We start from the raw sequence: 19,457 nt of genomic DNA, 5'->3' as shown, positions 1-19,457 counted from the left end.
CAGAGCAGGGAATATTATCCCAGTCCTTTACTGCCTTACAGTATACTATATTTAGATTGGACATGCTACCTGAGATCCTGGTCCTTTGAAGGATCAAAAGTGCCTTCGTCTCGGGCAGACATTAGACTATCGAGAGCAGGAATTACCCTTACTTCGTGTGCATTAGCCCTCCATTTTAAAGCTAAGAGCAATCCTGCCCAAACCGTTAAGAAAAGTGCTCCAAAGTTCCATATGAAAGGGTCTGGTAAATCTACGTGCCTGAGGATCCCCTCATAGACAAATCGTTCTAAACCTTGATCCCAGAGAACACTCCCAACTAAGGCCAAGACTGTTCCCCAATAGGATTTCGCAGTTAACCAGGCAACTGACACAAGAGCAAGGGCAAAAAGCCAAGAACTGAAAGGAAGTACTCCAGGATCATTGACAAGGAATAAGGTTTCTATACTTATGACAAAGCTTGTTAAAACCAGAGGCCAAACTCTGCGCCGAGCACGTTTCCAGGCATAACCGCCCAGGTAGAGGATAACGGCCAGCCGAGCATAATGGTAATGCCAAACACTTGATGAACTGAGCATTATCTCAAAAAGCTTTCCTCCGAGCCAGATGGCCGATAATTTCAGAAAAAACCAGCGTGATCGTTGCTTTTCAACAAAGGTTACCAGGGTTATACCTAAGAGAATCCATTCTCCAAAAGGAAAATTCACCGGGAACTCCTCCTCTAATGGGAAAACCTAGACTTATTATTCCCAGTTAGAAAAAGTTTACACCGGGACGTTGGATATCCCTGGATTATTACTTTTATTGTTACTTTGGGATTTTTGGCAATAACGACTGACGTTTAAGATCATGCCTAGTTCGGTCAACGTGATAACCAAGGAGCTCCCCCCGTAAGAAATCAAGGGCAGGGTTATTCCGGTAACGGGTAAAACACCAGTTACAACGGAGAGGTTAATTGCCGTTTGAATAGCCAGGGAAGAGATTAAGCCAAAACCTAAAAGGCGGCCAAAACGATCCGGACATCCCCGAATAACATAAAAGGCGCGGGCAAAGAGAACTGCGAAGAGAGCAATCAGCAAAAAGGTTCCGACAAGCCCTAATTCTTCACCAACCATAGCAAAAATCATATCCGTATGATTTTCGGGAAGAAACCCATACTTCTGCAAACTCCTTCCCAAACCTACCCCAAACAAACCGCCTGAACCGAAGGCTATCTCGGCGTTCGTAATTTGATAACCAATATCGCTGGCATATTTCCAGGGATTAAGCCAAACTAAAATTCGCTGCCATTGGTAGCCATGAATAAAATACATCAGGGGCAGTCCGAGAGCAGGTACTGCAGCTACAAACCACAGAGTCGGGAGCTCCGTCTGCAGCAGCATAACGGCGCTTGTCAGGCCCAAGACCATAACCGTTCCAAGGTCCGGCTGTTTGTAAACGAGAGCTAAAACCACACCGGTAAGGGGCAAAAGTATTCCTAAAGGCACACGCCAGTCTTTCCCCTTTTTAATCGGATAACGATCCAAAATATGGGCGTAAAAAAGAACAAGCGTCAATTTAGTGATTTCTGAAGGTTGAATTTTTAAGCCGGCAAATGAGATCCAGCGGGCTGAACCTTTAGCAGCGATCCCGGCTCCTGTGAAGATAACAGCAATGAGCAGCAACACGCTCACGAGAATTCCCAACCCTGCAAAGCGGCGCCAGAAGTTGTAAGGCAGTTTGATAGCAAGAGCCGCAAAGACGCCGCCGATACAAACCCATTTAAGCTGCTGCAGTACATAATAATAGGAATTTTGAGTTGCATTAAAACCAAGGACAGCCCCGGCGTCCAAAACCATAATTAAGCCAAAAGCGAGAAGCACCAGGGTTAAAAATAAAATAGGGAAATCAATAGGTGAAATCGGTCGCCGTTTAACCAGTTTAATCACCTTCCTGTTTTGTAGAAGGAAATGACTCCCTGCATTTATGAGCAAGAAGTCATTTCGAAACCAAGATTTTTATACCAGTGAACACTATTACTCGTTATTATTTTCCGAGGAAAGCTTTTCGCCTACTGCGTCTCCAATGGTCATGGCTTTAACCTCCGGTTGTTCAGCCATAGCCTGTTGATCCTGAGCTTTATCAGCGTCTGCAGCTGCTTCGCGAATGCTAAGGCTGATCCGTTTTGCTTCAGGGTTACATTCAATAACCTTAGCATTGACCATATCTCCCACTTTAAGTACCTCTTCAACTTTATTGATACGCCTGTTGGATATTTGGGAGATATGTATCAATCCGTCCACGCCATCCTCAAGCTGTACAAAAGCGCCAAAGGTTACAATACGTACAACTTTTCCCGTTACCGTCGATCCCACGGGATATTTTTGTACGGCTTGGGCCCAAGGGCTTTCTTTAAGTTGTTTCAAACCCAAGGAAATCTTGCCGGCTGCCTGGTCAAGCTTTAAGACTTGAACTTCGACCCTATCCCCAACATTCAAAATCTCTGATGGATGCTTTATCCTCGAATAAGCCATATCTGAGATGTGAAGGAGTCCATCAAGCCCGCCGATATCAATAAAGACGCCAAAATCGGCCATTCTGCGAACTTCTCCCGTAACAATGTCACCTTCTTGGAGAGTTTCCAACAGATGTTTCCGTTTTTCTGCTTTTTCTTCTTCCAAAATACTCTTTTGGGAGAGAATAACTTTTCGTTTAGCTGGTTCAAACTCCAACATTCGCAAACGCAGGGTTTGCCCTAAGAATTGATTTAAGTCTTCAACATAGCCTAATTGTATCTGGGATGCCGGGACAAAACCGCGCATTCCCACATCAACAACCAAACCGCCTTTAACCACTTCAATGACTTTAGCCTGAATTTCTTCCTTACTTTCTGCTAATTTCTTGAGGTATTCCTGAGCATTTGCTTCGTCAGCTTTACGTTTTGAAAGGACAGTATGCCCTTCTGAGTTCTCCACACGGATAACAACCGCCGTTATTTCATCGCCAATCGAAACCACATCTCCCGGGTTTGTTTGGCGTGTTACCTTTAGCTCTGATAAAGGGATTACACCCTCGGACTTCCAGCCGATATCCACGAAGACCTCATCATTCGTAATTTTAACAACCTTTCCCGTGACTTGAGCTCCAAGATGAAGTTCCTGAAAACCAGCGTCCCAACTGGCCATGTCCATTCCGTCATCATTCATTTCCGACATTTTCTTAAAAACCTCCTCAATTATCCAATCTGGAGTCGAAGCTCCGGCGGTCAAGCCCGCACTCTTGGCTTCGGCAAACCAGTCAGGTTCTAATTCATCCGCTGTTTCGATAAGATAGGTTTTTGTGCTTTCGGCACAGATGCTTGCTAATTTACGTGTATTGGCACTGTTACGCCCACCGACAACAACCATAATGTCAACAAGTCCCGCTAACTCACGGGCGGCCTTCTGACGTTCTGCTGTAGCATTGCAAATTGTATCATGAACGGTTAAATGCTCCGAATGATGTTTTAATTCCTCGACGATCTCGGTAAAACTTTCCGCCAACTGAGTCGTTTGGGCTAAAACTGCTAGCTGAGGGTAAACAGGAAGCTCACGAGCCTCCTCTACTGTCTGGATTGGGATAGCTTGTACACCGGCCCAGCCCAGAATTCCCTGTACTTCCGGATGGAGTTTGTCTCCGATGACAATAACCTGCTGTCCTTTTTGAGCTGATTCAGCTGCTAAGCGCTGAGCTTTTTGCACAAAGGGACAGGTAGCATCGACGATCTTGAGACCTTTTTTCTCCGCCTCCTGATAGACACAAGGAGCTACGCCATGGGACCGAATAATTAAAGCCTGGATGACTTTTACTTCTTCCAGCCCATTAATAACTCGGATTCCTCGCTCTTCTAATCGTTTCACAACCTGTTGGTTATGGATCAATGGTCCAAGAGATACTGCCGACGATGTTTCAACGGTTCGCTCTGCCATATCTAAAGCACGTTTTACGCCAAAACAGAACCCGGCTTTATCTGCCCGTTTGACTATCAAAACAAGACCCTCCCACATAATTATAAGAACTCGTCCCCTACTCTTTCTCTACTCTTGCTCAAAAATCCTGCTATTTGAACGAGTTTTATGGAATATGACACTTTTCGATTCTGTCTAAGGTTCTTTCTGAATTATCCTGCCCTTTCTGCTAAAAAAGATGCGACAGAATAAGCGGCGTTCCTAATAATAGCCGCTTATTCTGTGCGCATCCGATATTAGAAGCAAATGTTTGTTTACTGAGCTTTAGGCAGTTGCAGGTCCAGGACAGCCTGCATAATGCGGTCGGCAATCCATTCTCGCCGATTGTCGATCCCTGCCGGGGCCTTAAGCATTTCTGAAGTTAAGGGCTTGCCAATAACGACGAAAAGCTTCCCCCAGCCTTTTGTAAACATATGTTTCGTTCCATTGACTTTAATGGGAACGATGGAGGCCTTACTTTTTTCCATTAAAAGAACCATCCCGGGCATCCCTTTTTGTATTGTCCCGGTTTTTGAACGTTTTCCTTCGGGGAACAAGCCCAACACTTGCCCTTCCTTCAGAATTGCCAGGGATTGTCTGATGGCATTCATATCACCTTGTCCTCTTTTCACCGGGAAAGCCCCCAGAGTATTAAACACCTTTCCTAATAAGGGTAAAGAAAACAACTCCTCTTTAGCCATAAAACGAACAGGACGCGGCAGACTAGAGGCCGCCACAATAGGATCCCACATACTAACATGATTAATTGCCAAAATCACCGGGCCTTCAAGAGGCAGATTCTCAACCCCCTGAATTTTCCACCCCATTAGTTTGAATTGCAGGCGAAACATTCCTTTAGCAACGTTGTATAACGTCATTACTATCCCTCCTGTGCTAAACGAAGGATTTCTGTGACAATATCCTCAACCTTTAAGCCAGTGGTATCCAGAATTTTCGCGTCTCGGGCAGGCTTTAAGGGAGACACTTCCCGCTCCATGTCCTGACGATCACGTCGCTGCATATCTTGGGCCACTTCTTCAATGGAGACATTGCGGCCGGAATTCTGGAGCTCAATCCATCGGCGCCTTGCTCGTTCGTCAGCTGAAGCCGTTAAAAAAATTTTGAGATCTGCCTCCGGCAGTACATGGGTGCCGATATCCCGGCCATCCATAACTACTCCGCCTCGAGCCGCCTCCATACGTTGAAGCTCAACTAACCGTTCTCTCACCTTTGCATATGCAGCAACCGTTGCAACAGCTCGGGAAACTTCCGGATTTCTGATGGCTTGGGTTACATTTTGACCATCACACCATACGAGACGTTCATCGGAATGGTCTAACATCACCTCAGTTCTTTGCGCAATTTGACTTACTTGTTCCTCATCGTTAATGGGAATTCTGCTTGATAAAGCTTTATACGCTATGGCCCGGTACATAGCACCGGTATCGACATAAAATAAATTCAGCCCTTTGGCCACGAGTTTAGCGACCGTACTTTTTCCTGCTCCGGCAGGACCATCAATAGCGATTTGCAGGTCATGTTGTTTTCTATGTGCCACAATTATACTCCTGTCTGTTCAAAGAATATTCATAGTTTTATAAAATTAAGGTGATTTCACAGTATCCTATTAAAGACCCTTTATATTTAAATATATTACACAAATTATAACATACGACTTTGAAGCCAAACAATCCTTCGTTTTATTGCCTAAAGTTTAAGGCCTTCTTATTATAGATTATTAATTTTATTCGGGAAACTATTCAACACTTTGCATCTATTTCTACTCTAAAAAACGTTAAGTGAACTCGTTCCGCTAAAGCTGAATAAAACGAGAAAACAGAACTGATGCCGCTTTCTCTAGTGCGGCTTCAGTTCTGTAGGCATTTTCCCTTCTGCCATAGATCGCTTTTGAAACCTACGGCCTGGCTTTCTTATTATGGGAAGAGAGTTCAAATTTATAGCCATTAATCATTGAGGAAATTGTCCCGTCATCATCTAAAATGTCTTGGCGGAAAACCATATACAAGTGTCCGATTAAGAAGACAGCGTATCCCCAGGCCAAAAAATGGTGTAAATTACGTACCTGATACTCATTGCGTAAAAGAGGAACCACCCAGCCAAAAAGGGTCTGAATTATTCCGTTCGGATCTCCTCCCCCGCGCATCGCTAAACCCGTTACCATAATAAGCAAACCGCCGACCCATACAAAAAAGAAATACATTAACTGGGCGAGGGCATTATGACCCACGTGCTCCGCGTGTTCTCCAGTCATGAAGGTATAATATTTAAAGGTCGTAACAGCATCCCGCCAAAACTCTTTCTTCCAAAGTCTCATTTTAGAATACTCATTGCCTGCCCAAAACCAATACAGTCGAAAAAGCATGTTGGCCATAAAAATAAAGGCAAATATTCCGTGCCAATAACGGACTCTTCCCATAAAGAAATGTCCAACAGCTTCACCTGGAGTATCCAAAATAGGATGTCCGATGTACATTCCCGTTAAAAAAAGAATCGTGATGGCTAATGCATTAACCCAATGAAAAAAACGCACAGGAAATTCCCAAACATAAACCTGGCTTCGAAGAATACTCATCTTAAGAATCCTCCTTAAATCACTCGAACTTTGAGAACATCATTCCCTTGAGGATTTAACAAATGAGCAGCACAAGCTAAACATGGGTCAAAGGAGTGAATCGTACGCAACAGTTCTAAAGGCTGATCTTGTCGGGCAATGGGGGTATCCAATAATGAAGCTTCATAGGGCCCCTTTTGGCCGGATGCATCTCGAGGAGAGGCATTCCAGGTTGTCGGTACAACCGCTTGATAACTACTAACCTTGCCTTGATTGATCTTGACCCAATGCCCTAAGGCCCCGCGAGGAGCCTCAGCAAAGCCGACACCTTGGGCTTGAGAAGGCCACTTTTCCGGGTCCCATTTTTCACCGTTGAAGGTCTGACTATCACCGGCTTTAATATTGGCTACTAGATCGCTGTAAAACCCTGCCAGATGATTTACCAGAAATTTAGCCTCTAAAGCTCTGGCCAATGTCCTTCCCAAGGTCGAATAGAGAGCTGTAACCGGCAGATTCAACCGATGAAGGGCATCATCAACCAAACCTTTGATTTCTTGATTGCCTTTGGCATAGGCTACAACAAAGCGAGCCAAGGGGCCCACTTCTACCGGGCGTCCCTTCCAGCGAGGTGTTTTTATCCAGCTATACCCTTTATTCTCGTCCAAATTGCTGTATGGCGGAAGTGGTCCATTATAAGCAACTTCAGTTTTTCCTTGCCAGGGATGCAGTCCGGCTTTTGGGTCATCATAACGATACCAGGAATGGGGAACAAATTCTTGAATTTGTTGAGGATCTTTGAGATTAACCTCTTCTACTTTACTTAAATTACGATCCAGAACAACTCCACCTGGAAATAGAAAACTATCCGGTTCGCGAATATCAACCGTTGGAATACCGCCATAGGCCAGATAATTTCCCACACCACCGCCATAAAGATCCTGTTTATAAAAGTTTGCGATGGCAAAAATGTCTGGTATGAGTACCTGATCAACAAAAACCTGAGCTTCATCAATTTTAGTTTTTACTAAATCCAAGCGTTCCATATTAATAACGTCATTATCATTCATATTAAGAGTGCTGGCCATCCCTCCAACCAGGTAGTTGGGATGGGGGTTTTTCCCGCCGAAAATGGTATGAATCTTCGCTATTTCTTTTTGCCAGGACAAAGCGTCCAGATAATGGGCAACGCCAACTAAGTTAGCCTCCGGAGGAAGACGATAAGCCGGGTGCCCCCAGTAGGCATTGGCAAATATGCCAAGCTGCCCGCTTTCCACAAAGGTTTTAACCTTATTTTGGACATCTCGGAAATAGCCATCTGAGGACTTTGGCCAATCGGAAATAGAACGAGCTAAAGCACTTGCTTGAACAGGATCGGCTTTAAGAGCACTTAGGACGTCGATCCAATCAAAACCATGCAAATGGTAAAAATGGATCACATGATCCTGGACAAACTGGGTAGCGGTCATTATATTTCTGATTAAGTTGGCATTTTTGGGAATACGTATATCCAAAGCATCTTCAACCGCCCGAATTGAGGCTAAAGCATGAATATGAGTGCATACTCCGCAGATTCTTTGCACAAAGGCCCAGACATCACGCGGGTCTCTGTTTTCAACGATTTTTTCGATTCCTCGAAAAACTGTCCCGGCACTGATCGCATCGGTAATCCGATTACCATCAACCACTGCTTCAATACGCAAATGTCCTTCAATTCGGGTAATAGGGTCAACGACGATTCTTGTGGTCATGGTTCGCTTCCTTTCCAACGAAACATTGAAATTTTTAATCTTTACCTTCTTTAGCCTTTTTTTCGCCGTGTTTTACAACTGCTGTCATTCCGGCATGGGCTACCACTGCAAGACCGGCGACACCGATCACATCCATCCCTACCTGATCGACATCCTTACCAAGGGCGTTGTTCGGTATTTTGGCCAGATGAGTATAGAAGGGAGTATTATCAAAAAAGTTGTTTTCCGAACATCCTATACAAGGATGCCCCGATTTAATCGGATAGCTTACCCCATCATTCCATTCAGTGATGGCACAGGCATTATAGGTCGTCGGACCTTTACAGCCCATTTTATAGAGACACCACCCTTGTTTCGCTCCGGCATCATCAAAAGACTCAACAAACTGGCCCGCATCGAAAAAAGCTCGGCGAACACAATTGTCGTGGACGCGATGCTCGTAGAATGCCTTAGGCCGTCCTTGATTGGTCAGCTCCGGAATTTCGCCGTAAGTAAGATAGTGTACGATGGTTCCCGTAATTACTTCGGCAATGGGAGGACAACCGGGAACGTCAATAACCGGCTTGTTTTTTATAACTCGCCGTATTGGTACTGCTTCTGTAGGGTTAGGATGAGCCCCTTGAACGCAAGCGTTTGTGGCACATGACCCATAGGCAATCACGGCAGCTGCTCCCTCAGCGGTTTGCTTGAGAATATCCGTTGAAGATACACCTCCAATAGTGCAATAGACTCCTCCATTCCCTAAAGTTGCGCTCCCTTCAACAACCAAAATATAACCGCCAGGATGATCCTTCATCGTTTTTAAACGTACGTCTTCCGCTTGTTTTCCGGCGGCAGCCTGGAGGACTTCCATATAGTCAAGTGAAATCATATTAAAAATTAAATCGGAGACTAATGGATGCGATGAACGCAAAAACGATTCTCCACAACAGGTACATTCCTGCAAGTTTAGATAAATAACTGGCAAGCGAGGTTTCGACTGTAAAGCCGAAACGATTTTTGGAAACTCTGTGGCCTCTAAACCCAGCATCGCTCCCATAAAAGTACAGAATTTAAAGAAGTCTCTCCTGGATACTCCTTTGCGGCGAGCCCATTGGTAATAGGTTTCAGATTTCGACAAATAGTCTCCCTCCCTCAGTCTAAGCATAGCAGTCCCGGATTTTTTACGTTCTTTAGTGTTTGTCATAAAATGAAAATTATTCCAAAGGAAAACTATTACAAAAAATAATAAAGGCGTTCTCGCTTCACTAGTATATAGTGGAGTGAGAGCGCCTTTATTTAATGAATAAACTCTTACAGCCTGGTTAGACAAATTTAGCGGCAATTAAGGTTGCAATAATATTGTTTAAGGAGTGCAGCGCAACATTAGGATAAAGAGATTTGTATTTATCGTAAAGATAAACTAAAGCGATCCCAAGAATAAAGCGCGGGATGAAACCGTAAGCCTGAAAATGGAGTCCCGAAAAGATTGCCGCACTAATTACGGCAGCTGTCCATTTACCGCAATAAGTTCTAAGGCTTCCAAAAATAAGTCCCCGGAACATGGTTTCTTCCACTAAAGGTGCTAAAACACCCGCCAGAAGTAAATTTAAAACTAAGGCAGCTCCCGAAGATTGTCCCAGAAGCTTAGTATAGACATCTGTCGTTGGCGGGGACATTCCTTGTTTATATAAGAAAATAGCATAGGCAATATTGAAAAGCCAGGTAATCCCATAAATTCTCAAAATGTTAGGCAGGGCTTTCCGCAGAAAAACCGGCCGCCAGCCAAAGTCGGACCATTTCCAATGTCGAAGCTTTTTAACCAGCCAAATCAAAAGAACAAATGAAAACTGGGTTAGAAAAGCATTTAAGTACATCAATACCCGTTCATTGGGCCACCATTTCATCAACCAGACAGTTCCCAAAGCCAGAATAATATAGATCACGGCAATTCCAATCATAACTGCCAGTAAGTCGACCCAGTTTAAGGTGCGTTTTCGTGCAGGAGGTTCTAAGAGCTCTGAGTATTCGTGATATTTAAGTCCTTCGTCCATATACACTCTCCCTTTTATGGTTTTACACATAGTTTAATGGCAAATATCTCAGACTAACACTTAAGGGAGGAATAGAAATGCATTCCAATGAAACGACACTACAAGTTTACCATCGCCATTTTAAAATTCCCGTAGAACGCTATTTAAATACCGTAACTGATTTTTTAGATCCCTGGGACGAACGCGCTTACCAGCACTTTGTTCAGCAGCACCTTAAAACAATCGATGATCATGGCATCGTAGGCATGGTTCGCCAAGATAAGGATGAAAACTATGTTTATCTTGATGCAGCAGTACGATACCCTATAAACCATCCGACAGACGTTGAAAAGGTAGCGGATTAAATGATCTAACCTTGAAGAAGCTGCTTCAAGTCTTGGACACTGGAAACAAAATAGTCCGGAGCTGCAGTTTCCAATTCTTCAAAAGTCCCGTAACCATAGCCCACAGATATAACCTTAATATTGTTCGCTCTGGCGCCTTGAACATCATAGAGACGGTCACCGATCATTACCGTTTTAGACCGGGATTGGGGAGAAACACTTTTTAAGACTTCACGGATCAAATCGTCCTTCTCCACAAATCTTCCACTCAATTCGCTGCCCATAATTTCAGAAAAACTATCGTTCAAAGAAAAATGCTGCAGAATTTTTTCCGCAAAGACCTTCGGTTTTGAAGTGGCCAAAAAATGCTGACAGCCTTTTTCCTTTAATAAGTCCAGCAGTTCAGGAATACCGGGGTAGACCATATTTTCATACATTCCAATCTCTTGGAAACGCTCGCGATAGAAGGTGACAGCCTTAGTTATTAAGTCTTCGTTGTCTGACTGAAGAAGAACTTTAAAACTAGCTTTTAAAGGCGGCCCAATAACCCACTCTAACTCGTCCTCATGGGGATAGGCAAAACCAAGTTTTTGCAGGGCATACTGTACAGAGCGAGTTATTCCTGGTTTAGGGTCTGTCAACGTCCCGTCAAGATCCCAAAGCAAATTATCAAAACGCACAACTGGACCTCCTCGTTTTTTCCTTATATTACCCGGATGAAATTCTCCAAAATGGCTAATCTAAAACGTAAGAAAGGGGGATAAACTATGTTCTGGCAAAAACAACACTACCATTCTCATGGATTACTCTTTATCCTGAGCCTTATTGCAGCCTTTATGTTAGGCCGCAAATCCGAACAATATGGCTACACCATCGTTTCACGAGGAAGCGGTTACTCAGATTCAGATGACGACAATAACGAGATGGGAATGATGAACGATTCCCAGACAGAGAATAACTATCAAAGTTAGTCAGCAATGAAGCTATACCTTAAGCCCGTCACATATCCTTAATATACTTTAACTATCAAGCAAGTGACTATAACCCATGACTTTTACTATACCTAACTTAACACTAATTTACCAGCCGAAATCAAAAACTCCGAGTCTTCTCGGAGTTTTATCTATTTTTATTATTCCAAAACGAAACAAATCCTCTTCGTTCCCGACGCAAGTGATCTTCAATAGGGTCCTGGCGAAAATATGTCATCTTCTTCACCGGTACATAGGCTAAACCGCTGTCGAGAGACAAGGGGGGATAGATCCGCAAAAGATCAGGCCATTTTTCCATTGATTCTGAACCTAAATGATGAAACAGGGCAACAACCTTTTCCACTGTTTCAGCAAAAAGCTGCTTCATAGTCATCTCAAAAGTTTCTCCCGTTACCGGGTGCTGCCAATGTAGGCGGGAATCCAAAAAGCCTAAATTAAAACGCTGAGGATAAAATAAAGCCTCCTGTTGTTCAACCGTAGGATGCCCTAACCGCCGGTAGAGAGCCAAGATTCTTCGAGGTGTAGACCAGCGAAAGAATGTCTGAAGGAAGCGATGATTGCGCCAAGCCGTCATAAAATGCTTTTCAAGGCTTTTGTCACTTTTACCGGCGTAATAATCGATCAGCAATTGCAGAGCTTCTTGTCCAGCTGTCCCAGCTTCGCGCCAAAGATGAATTAAATCTGAGGGGTACTCAAGAGGATCAACAGTTTCCAGCCAAAGATCAATAGCCGTCTCGAAAAGACGATGTCGGAATACTGCCTTTCCCCGCTCCTCAGCACTCTCTGCAAAGTAATTGCCGCTCATATAATAGACCATTGGGTGGAAGGTGCTGTCTGCAATAAGATGAGTCAGCATTCCCAGGAGGAAGACCAGCAGTGACTGCTTCTTATCTTGAACAAGTGCCGTTTTCGTAAGTTCAATCAACGGAAACAAGGTATTCTCTCCATTTACCCCGTGGAGTTGGTTTCCTATACCTTCGATGCGAGCTTCAGGAGGCTGTGATAAATCGTAAAAGGCAATATCATGAGCAATAGCTCCCAGATAAAAAAGGGCCGAATCACGAAGAATCATCTCTCCCAGCTGTCCTGGGACACCTTTCTGCAAAGCAGCACTGGCAATGTGCCAATGTGTCAATTCTTTCGGCACAATCCTCCCTCCTCTCCAGCCTGCCAGGGATTTTGAAACCACATTCCAGGAAAAATCGTAAGATCGTAACTAGTTTGGTAATTTAGTCAAGGACTTTTTATTACCCACAAAGACCAAAATATCTTTATCCTCAATAACAGCTTTTGCCCCCGGCGCAACTACAATCTGATCTTCTTTCTTTTTAATGGCCATAACGGTGATTCCATAATTTTTTCGAAGATCCAATTCCCCCAGGGTTTTATTGACAAAACTGGCTGACGCCTTAGTTTCAAATATACTATAATCCGGAGATAACTCAATAAAATCCAAAACGTTTGTTGCTACTAGATTATGCGCCAGTCGTACTCCCATGTCCCTTTCTGGATAAATCACTTTATCTGCGCCGATTCTTTCTAAAACTTTGCCGTGCTGCGTCGATTGTGCCTTTGCTACAACAATGATTCCCATCTCTTTCAACATCAGCGTAATCAGGATATTCGCTTCAAGATCATCCCCTATGGCAACGACCGCCACATCAAAATTTCGCACACCCAAGGCACGAAGAGTTTCCTCTTCACGAGCATCTGCCTGAACCGCATGAGTAACATTATGCATAATAAGTTGGACCGCATGCTCATTCCTGTCAATAGCTAACACATCGTGACCTAATTCGCTGAGAGTTTGAGCCACACTTCTTCCAAATCGGCCTAAACCGATAACTACAAATTGTTTACGCACATCTTCTCCCCCTAGCCTATCATAATTCGTTCATCGGGATATTTAATATGACAGATCCCTTTATTACGTTTTTGAGAAAGAACGAATGCTAATGTTAACGGGCCAACTCTGCCTATAAACATCGTTAAAATAATGGCAGCTTTACCAATTTCGGAAAGATTTGGAGTAATCCCTAAGGACAACCCTACTGTCCCAAAAGCTGAGGTTACTTCAAAAAGTAAGGTGAGTATATCGGCATGTTCTGTCAGCGAAAGAATTGAGATCATGACAAATATTAATAATGAAGCTGAAGTGGTAATAGCCCAGGCTTTTTGTATAACATCCGCCGGCAGTGATCGTCTTTTTAAAACGACTTGGGGTTCATTACGATAAGTAGCCAAAATAGAAACCATAATTGCAACAAAGGTTGTTGTTTTAATTCCACCTCCTGTTGACCCCGGTGAAGCACCAATAAACATTAGGACAATGATGGACAGTAACGTTGTGTGATGCATACCGGCAAGATTGATAGTATTAAAACCAGCAGTTCTAGGAGAAACTGATTGGAAGAATGAGGCTAAAATTTTACTTCCCAGAGGAAGAGGTCCCAGAGTCTCAGGGTTCGTGAATTCCAGCACGAAGATAATCACGGCTCCAACTAATATAAGAATACCCGAAACTTCCAAGACGATTTTAGTATGTAATTTGAACTTATGGGAGGGCGTTTGCAGATCGACTAAAACGAAAAAGCCCACCCCCCCTAATATGATTAAGGCCATAATGGTGAGATTGATAATTGGATCATTAACATAGGTTGTAAAACTGGTAAAATCACCCATAAGATCAATTCCGGCGTTGTTAAAAGCCGAAATTGAATGAAAGACCCCGAAATATAAAGCTTGTTTCCAACCAAAGTCAAAAGACCAGCGCAGAGCTAAAATAAGAGCTCCAACTGCTTCAATGATAAATGAAAATTGAATAACTGATTTCGCCAAACGCACAATGCCTTCTACAGATACCTGGTTAAAGGCCTCTTGCAAGAGTAAGCGTTCCCTGAACGTAATTCTGCGCTTTAAGATTAAGGCAAACATAGTGGCAAAGGTCATGAAGCCCAACCCGCCGATCTGGATCAGCATGAGAATAACTAGCTGCCCAAAATGCGTAAAGGTCTTTGCCGTATCCACAACGACTAATCCTGTGACACACACTGCCGAAGTCGCTGTGAAAACTGCATTGATGAACGACAGCCCATCTCCATTAGTATTCGCAATCGGTAAGGTAAGCAGCAGTGCGCCGCATAAAATGACTGTGGCAAAGCCCAATACTAATACCCGAGATGGGGTCATTAGCTTACCCAGTATCTTCACCCCATTTCTCTCATGACTTAAATGCCTTAAATTTAGTAGTTAAGCGACGGAACCTGAGGATTTTATGTATAAAATCCCATTGATATTTATCATAACGCAAATAATCCTTGATATAAACACTTGATTTTTTAAACAATTGCGTCAAAGTAGCTCTCTATCATTTCATTATTACAAAAATTTATATTGAAATGTTATTATAATCCATTAAATCCATAATTTTAAAAATATAAAGAGCAGCGGCAAACTTAAACCAATCGAGTTTACTGCTGCTCCGAGAGACACTTTCATAAGCAGACTAATGGAAAACAAGCAATAATTTATCGCATCCCCAATAGACGACCATACCAAAAAGAATTCCAAGAAAAAGATTAGGCACTCTACGGGCAAATAGAAATGTAAAAATTCCTGCCCATAAATAGGGATTATTAAGTACAATCGTTGATCCTCCGGGAGTAACCAACTCTGGAATAACCAAAGCTGCCAGAGCAACACTTAAAATGAGGTAAATTTTCCCTGGAAGGAGCAGCTTGAAAATAACTGCTAAGGTTCCGGCAAGAATATAAGTCATCAGGTTCTTACGAGACAATGAAGAAGCCGTCAAGATAATAAAAAGTGCTAAAAGAGCAAATTGAAACCCCGAGAACTGAACCGGCAGCCACTTACCGATTAGTCCGCCCAAAATCGTAAAGATAACCCAGGAGGCATAAGCACCGGAATTGATTCCCAACATAATTCTCCGGCGCTGTTCTTCTCCTGCCACTTCCTTGAGAATTCTGGAATTCAGGACAAAGGTCTCATCCGTTAAACCCTGTGCCAGCCCCAACGACCAGGTTAAAGATCTTTCCGGGAAAAAATGCACAACCGACAGACTCATAAGCACGTGACGAATATTTACAATCAAAGTGGTAAGACCTATCATCCAGGCGGTAGCACCTTGGTGGAGCATTTCAATAGCAATAAACTGCGAAGCACCGGCAAATACGAAACAGGACATCAGTCCTGCTTCCCAAACACTAATTCCAAACTGTGTTGCCAAAATCCCAAACGTCACGGCTACAGGGGCATAGCCAATGGCAATACTCAAAGACTGACGCAAGCCAAAGGCAAACCCTTGATCGCTATCCTGTATCGGCACAGAATTCATAGAATAACCTTCTTAATAACTTCTAAAAAATCAGGGAATGAGACATCTGCCGCAGTCATGTTGTCCACGCTGACTCCTCCTTGAGAAAGCATGCCGGCTACAGCCCAAGCCATAGCTAAGCGATGATCGCCAAAACTGCTCACTTCTCCGCCTCGCAGCGTTCTTTGGCCATGGATTCTCATTCCGTCAGGCAATTCCTCTATCTTGGCGCCTAAAGCATTCAAGCCTTCCGCAACTCGTGCTATACGGTCAGTTTCTTTGACCCTTAATTCGGATGCATCCCGAATGACTGTCTCTCCTTCCGCCAGACTTGCGGCCAAGGCTAAAATCGGAATTTCATCAATCAGGCGTGGAATCAGATCTCCTCCAAGCTCAATTCCTTTCAAATGTGCTGGCCGAACTCGTAAGGTCGCTCTTGGTTCACCACATATTTCTGAACTCTCCAAAAGTTCAATGTCTGCTCCCATAGCTTTTAAGGCATCGATAATTCCGGTGCGAGTTGGGTTTATTCCGACTTCCGGCAGAAGGAGCTCACCCTTTTCAGCCAAACTTCCTAAAACAAGAAAAAAGGCTGCGGAGGATATATCTCCCGGAACGGAAACCTCCTGGCCCGTTAACCTTCCGCCGCCCTGAAGTTTCACCAGGTTACCGGCGCTGTGAACTTCCACTCCAAAGCCCCTGAGCATTCGTTCGGTATGATCCCGTGATCGAGAGGGCTCTTGTACACTCGTCTCTCCCTTTGCTCTTAATCCTGCTAAAAGCAGAGCAGATTTGACCTGGGCCGAAGCAACCTCGGTCTGAAATGACTGCCCCTGCAGTTGACCGCCTTGCATCGTTATTGGTGCCAAATTACCGTCACTTCGTCCCAAAATACGGGCGCCCATTTGCTTTAGAGGCTCTGTAACACGCCGCATAGGGCGTGAGCGCAGAGAATCGTCACCTGTCAAGGTAATAGAAAAGGGACTCCCTGCCAACACGCCCAACATGAGCCTGAACGTCGTCCCAGAATTACCCGCATCCAAAATAGTTGTTGGTTCTCGCCACTCGTCCATACCTTGACCATGAAGCCAAACTTCAGTTCCTTGTCTTTCCCAGTCTACCCCTAGTTCTCTTAAACATCTTAGGGTGCTTAAACAATCTTGACCCAGTAAAAAATTCGTAACATGAGTTTCCCCCAAGGCCATTCCGCCTAAAAGCGCTGCCCGATGAGAGATGGATTTATCTCCGGGGACTCGAATTTCTCCCTTAACGCCGGTGATCGGCTTAACAAAAACGCCTCCCATTGGAATTCCCCTTTCCACTGTAGCATATCGCAGAAATATTATTACGTTAACGTCAAGAATTATAATTATACCTATCCAATCGTAAGACTCCCACTTCTACAAGGAGAGTGGTTCCCATACCTTACTTCGGTGGGGGTAGTGTCCATCCCTTCAGCGCGATAGAATTTGTTGATGTTCAGCTTTAGCTGAACGAGTTCACTTGAATCAAAGAGCTGCTCGAATCGTGTGGGCAATTCGAAAGACGTCAGCTATTTTCTCCCCATCTCCTTGCTCTAGATATTCCCGGAATTCTTTAAGCCTCTTTTCCCAAAGGGTTAGGCCCTCAAGAATTGTCTCGGAATTTCTAACCATGATTTCCTTCCACATCTCAGGGGAGCTGTCTGCTACACGTGTAATATCCCGAAAACTCCGTCCTGCTAAAGATAACAACGACTCACCGTCAGGGGAAGCATCTTTAGCCGCTAAAGACAGTGTAACTGCTAAAATATGAGGAATATGACTCACCATAGCAACTTCACGGTCGTGATCCAAAGGCTCTCTGAATTCTACCCTAGCCCCAAATCCCTGAACAAGTTGAACGATTTTGTCCACAACGATTGCCGGGCAATCTGCTGAAGGAGTTAAAACGTAAGGATAGCCGCGGAAAAGATCTTGATTGGCCGCTTCAAACCCGGACTGTTCAGAGCCCGTCATAGGATGACCACCGACATAATAAACGTCAGATCCCCTTAAACCTTCTTGATATTTATGACAAACCTCAGACTTAATACTCCCCACATCTGTGACAATGGCTCCTTGAGGAAGTTTTAGGGCGAAGTGATTAAAGCCTCTAACTAATTCTTTAAGCGGAAGGGCTAAAACAACAAGATCAACATCCAGATGCTCTGGTACTTCTGCCCAGCCTTCTTGGATCCAGCCTCGTCGAATCGCTTCAATAATACTTGACGTTTCAGGATCAACGGCAACAACCTGCCAGCCGAGCTGGTGTAACGCACCGGCCCAGGAACCGCCGATTAGTCCTAAACCAAAGATGCAGGCCTTCGGAATCCGAAGGCCTGACCATCCTGGTGTCAACATGACCGCGGCAGGTTTCAACACAAGCTCACATCCCCTAGGGAACGGCCAAGGGCTTTGCTTAATCCGATGAGATCATCCATCATCAGTTTAAACGTTTCCGGGGTTAACGACTGCTTCCCATCAGATACTGCCTTCTCCGGCTGAGGGTGAACTTCAACGATCAGGCCATCAGCACCGGCGGCCAAGGCTGCTTTTGCCATTGGATGAACCAATTGCCAGCGCCCTGTTCCATGGCTGGGGTCAACGATAACCGGTAAGTGAGACAGGGAATGCAGTGCCGGGACCATCGTCAAATCAAGAGTATTACGAGTATACGTTTCAAAGGTGCGAATTCCGCGCTCACAGAACATGACTTGGTAATTGCCGCCATCCATAATATACTCTGCCGCCATCATCCACTCTTCTAAGGTAGCTGAAGGGCCTCGCTTCAATAGAACAGGTTTTCCGCATTTGGCAACTTCTTTAAGCAGGTTGAAATTTTGCATATTCCGGGCACCAATTTGCAGAATATCGGAGTAATGGGCGATCAAAGAAACGTCTCGGGCATCGATAACCTCCGTCACGACCAGAAGTCCTGTTTCTTCCCGGGCATCTGCTAAATAGCGCAGCCCTTCTTCTTCCAACCCCTGGAAGGAGTATGGAGATGTTCGCGGCTTGAACGCTCCGCCGCGCAAAAAGGTTGCCCCTGCTGCGCGAACAGCATGAGCCGTTTCTATGATCTGCTCTCTGCTTTCAACGGCACAGGGGCCAGCCATCATATGAACCTGACGGCCACCAATTTCATGGTCACCAATGCGGATAATACTATCTGTGGGATGAAACTCGCGGCTGACCAATTTATAGGGCGCTAAAATAGGCACTACTTTCTCGACCCAAGGCAAAGCTTCTAAATCAAGGGCCTTAAGTCGAGTGCGATCTCCAACCGCACCCATTATTGTCTTCTCGACTCCTTCAGAAAGATGGATTTTAAAGCCCTCTTCCGTCAATCTTGTGGATACTTCTTCGACCTGCTCAGGTGTGGCACCTTTTTTCAAAACAATAATCATTTCAGACCTACCCCTTTCAACCATACTACTTTTTTACTTGGTTTATTCACTCACTACCATCCTGCTT

Annotated in this window: 19 protein-coding genes; 2 read left to right on the top strand and 17 right to left on the bottom strand. The window is 44.4% G+C overall.

The genetic code is table 11. From position 1 onward, the window contains the following. Positions 1–65 precede the first annotated feature (65 nt). From B5Y67_RS11655 to B5Y67_RS11615, 9 genes are all read right to left on the bottom strand, one after another. Positions 66–704: a hypothetical protein gene (locus B5Y67_RS11655; RefSeq protein WP_207652414.1), complete on the bottom strand. Its 639-nt coding sequence runs from the start codon at positions 702–704 to the stop codon at positions 66–68. A 57-nt stretch (positions 705–761) separates the two neighbouring features. Then, positions 762–1,916, bottom strand: coding sequence for a putative lipid II flippase FtsW (gene ftsW, locus B5Y67_RS11650; protein ID WP_088226771.1), 1,155 nt, complete (start codon positions 1,914–1,916; stop codon positions 762–764). A gap of 96 nt (positions 1,917–2,012) precedes the next feature. Next, entirely contained in the window at positions 2,013–4,004 is a 1,992-nt protein-coding gene (locus B5Y67_RS11645) for a bifunctional 4-hydroxy-3-methylbut-2-enyl diphosphate reductase/30S ribosomal protein S1 (protein ID WP_088226605.1), read from the bottom strand. A 233-nt stretch (positions 4,005–4,237) separates the two neighbouring features. Next, a complete protein-coding gene (locus B5Y67_RS11640) occupies positions 4,238–4,840 on the bottom strand; it encodes a lysophospholipid acyltransferase family protein (protein WP_088226604.1) in 603 nt (200 codons plus the stop codon). Between the two features lie 2 nt (positions 4,841–4,842). Further along, on the bottom strand, positions 4,843–5,520 hold the full coding sequence (gene cmk / locus B5Y67_RS11635) for a (d)CMP kinase (RefSeq protein WP_088226603.1): 678 nt from the start codon (positions 5,518–5,520) through the stop codon (positions 4,843–4,845). A 357-nt stretch (positions 5,521–5,877) separates the two neighbouring features. After that, positions 5,878–6,555 carry a Ni/Fe-hydrogenase, b-type cytochrome subunit gene (cybH, locus tag B5Y67_RS11630; RefSeq protein WP_088226602.1) on the bottom strand — a complete coding sequence of 226 codons (678 nt, stop codon included), beginning with the start codon at positions 6,553–6,555 and terminating at the stop codon, positions 5,878–5,880. Positions 6,556–6,569: 14 nt separating this feature from the next. After that, positions 6,570–8,282: a nickel-dependent hydrogenase large subunit gene (locus B5Y67_RS11625; RefSeq protein ID WP_088226601.1), complete on the bottom strand. Its 1,713-nt coding sequence runs from the start codon at positions 8,280–8,282 to the stop codon at positions 6,570–6,572. A 34-nt stretch (positions 8,283–8,316) separates the two neighbouring features. Then, entirely contained in the window at positions 8,317–9,402 is a 1,086-nt protein-coding gene (locus B5Y67_RS11620; protein ID WP_242975942.1) for a hydrogenase small subunit, read from the bottom strand. A gap of 184 nt (positions 9,403–9,586) precedes the next feature. Next, a complete protein-coding gene (locus B5Y67_RS11615; protein ID WP_088226600.1) occupies positions 9,587–10,315 on the bottom strand; it encodes a type II CAAX endopeptidase family protein in 729 nt (242 codons plus the stop codon). Positions 10,316–10,392: 77 nt separating this feature from the next. Here B5Y67_RS11615 and B5Y67_RS11610 point away from each other — a divergent pair, with 77 nt between their 5' ends. Beyond that, complete coding sequence (locus tag B5Y67_RS11610) at positions 10,393–10,659, top strand: hypothetical protein (protein WP_088226599.1); 267 nt, start codon at positions 10,393–10,395, stop codon at positions 10,657–10,659. A 5-nt stretch (positions 10,660–10,664) separates the two neighbouring features. On the opposite strand, the gene B5Y67_RS11605 is transcribed toward B5Y67_RS11610, so the two are convergent. Continuing rightward, positions 10,665–11,318 carry an HAD hydrolase-like protein gene (locus tag B5Y67_RS11605; protein ID WP_088226598.1) on the bottom strand — a complete coding sequence of 218 codons (654 nt, stop codon included), beginning with the start codon at positions 11,316–11,318 and terminating at the stop codon, positions 10,665–10,667. Positions 11,319–11,405: 87 nt separating this feature from the next. Here B5Y67_RS11605 and B5Y67_RS11600 point away from each other — a divergent pair, with 87 nt between their 5' ends. Next, positions 11,406–11,609, top strand: coding sequence for a hypothetical protein (locus tag B5Y67_RS11600; protein ID WP_088226597.1), 204 nt, complete (start codon positions 11,406–11,408; stop codon positions 11,607–11,609). 148 nt (positions 11,610–11,757) lie between these two features. Here B5Y67_RS11600 and B5Y67_RS11595 read toward each other — a convergent pair whose 3' ends face one another. From B5Y67_RS11595 to aroF, 7 genes are all read right to left on the bottom strand, one after another. Further along, the gene (locus B5Y67_RS11595) at positions 11,758–12,777 is read right to left on the bottom strand and encodes a zinc dependent phospholipase C family protein (protein WP_088226596.1); all 1,020 of its coding nucleotides are present in this window, start codon (positions 12,775–12,777) and stop codon (positions 11,758–11,760) included. Positions 12,778–12,846: 69 nt separating this feature from the next. After that, on the bottom strand, positions 12,847–13,494 hold the full coding sequence (locus B5Y67_RS11590; RefSeq protein WP_088226595.1) for a TrkA family potassium uptake protein: 648 nt from the start codon (positions 13,492–13,494) through the stop codon (positions 12,847–12,849). 11 nt (positions 13,495–13,505) lie between these two features. Next, a complete protein-coding gene (locus tag B5Y67_RS11585; RefSeq protein WP_242975941.1) occupies positions 13,506–14,840 on the bottom strand; it encodes a TrkH family potassium uptake protein in 1,335 nt (444 codons plus the stop codon). 295 nt (positions 14,841–15,135) lie between these two features. Next, positions 15,136–15,984, bottom strand: coding sequence for an AzlC family ABC transporter permease (locus tag B5Y67_RS11580; RefSeq protein ID WP_088226594.1), 849 nt, complete (start codon positions 15,982–15,984; stop codon positions 15,136–15,138). After that, the gene (gene aroA, locus B5Y67_RS11575; RefSeq protein WP_088226593.1) at positions 15,981–17,267 is read right to left on the bottom strand and encodes a 3-phosphoshikimate 1-carboxyvinyltransferase; all 1,287 of its coding nucleotides are present in this window, start codon (positions 17,265–17,267) and stop codon (positions 15,981–15,983) included. The genes B5Y67_RS11580 and aroA overlap by 4 nt, the downstream gene beginning before the upstream one ends. 204 nt (positions 17,268–17,471) lie before the next feature. Then, positions 17,472–18,365: a prephenate dehydrogenase/arogenate dehydrogenase family protein gene (locus B5Y67_RS11570; protein WP_348982301.1), complete on the bottom strand. Its 894-nt coding sequence runs from the start codon at positions 18,363–18,365 to the stop codon at positions 17,472–17,474. Beyond that, positions 18,359–19,390 (bottom strand): 3-deoxy-7-phosphoheptulonate synthase, encoded by a 1,032-nt coding sequence (aroF, locus tag B5Y67_RS11565; protein WP_088226592.1) that lies wholly within the window; start codon positions 19,388–19,390, stop codon positions 18,359–18,361. Before aroF ends, B5Y67_RS11570 begins: the two co-directional genes overlap by 7 nt. Between the last annotated feature and the right edge of the window lie 67 nt (positions 19,391–19,457).

Source organism: Desulfosporosinus sp. FKB (assembly GCF_002196705.1).
Classification (GTDB): domain Bacteria; phylum Bacillota; class Desulfitobacteriia; order Desulfitobacteriales; family Desulfitobacteriaceae; genus Desulfosporosinus.
This window is presented reverse-complemented; position numbering and strand designations above follow the sequence as displayed.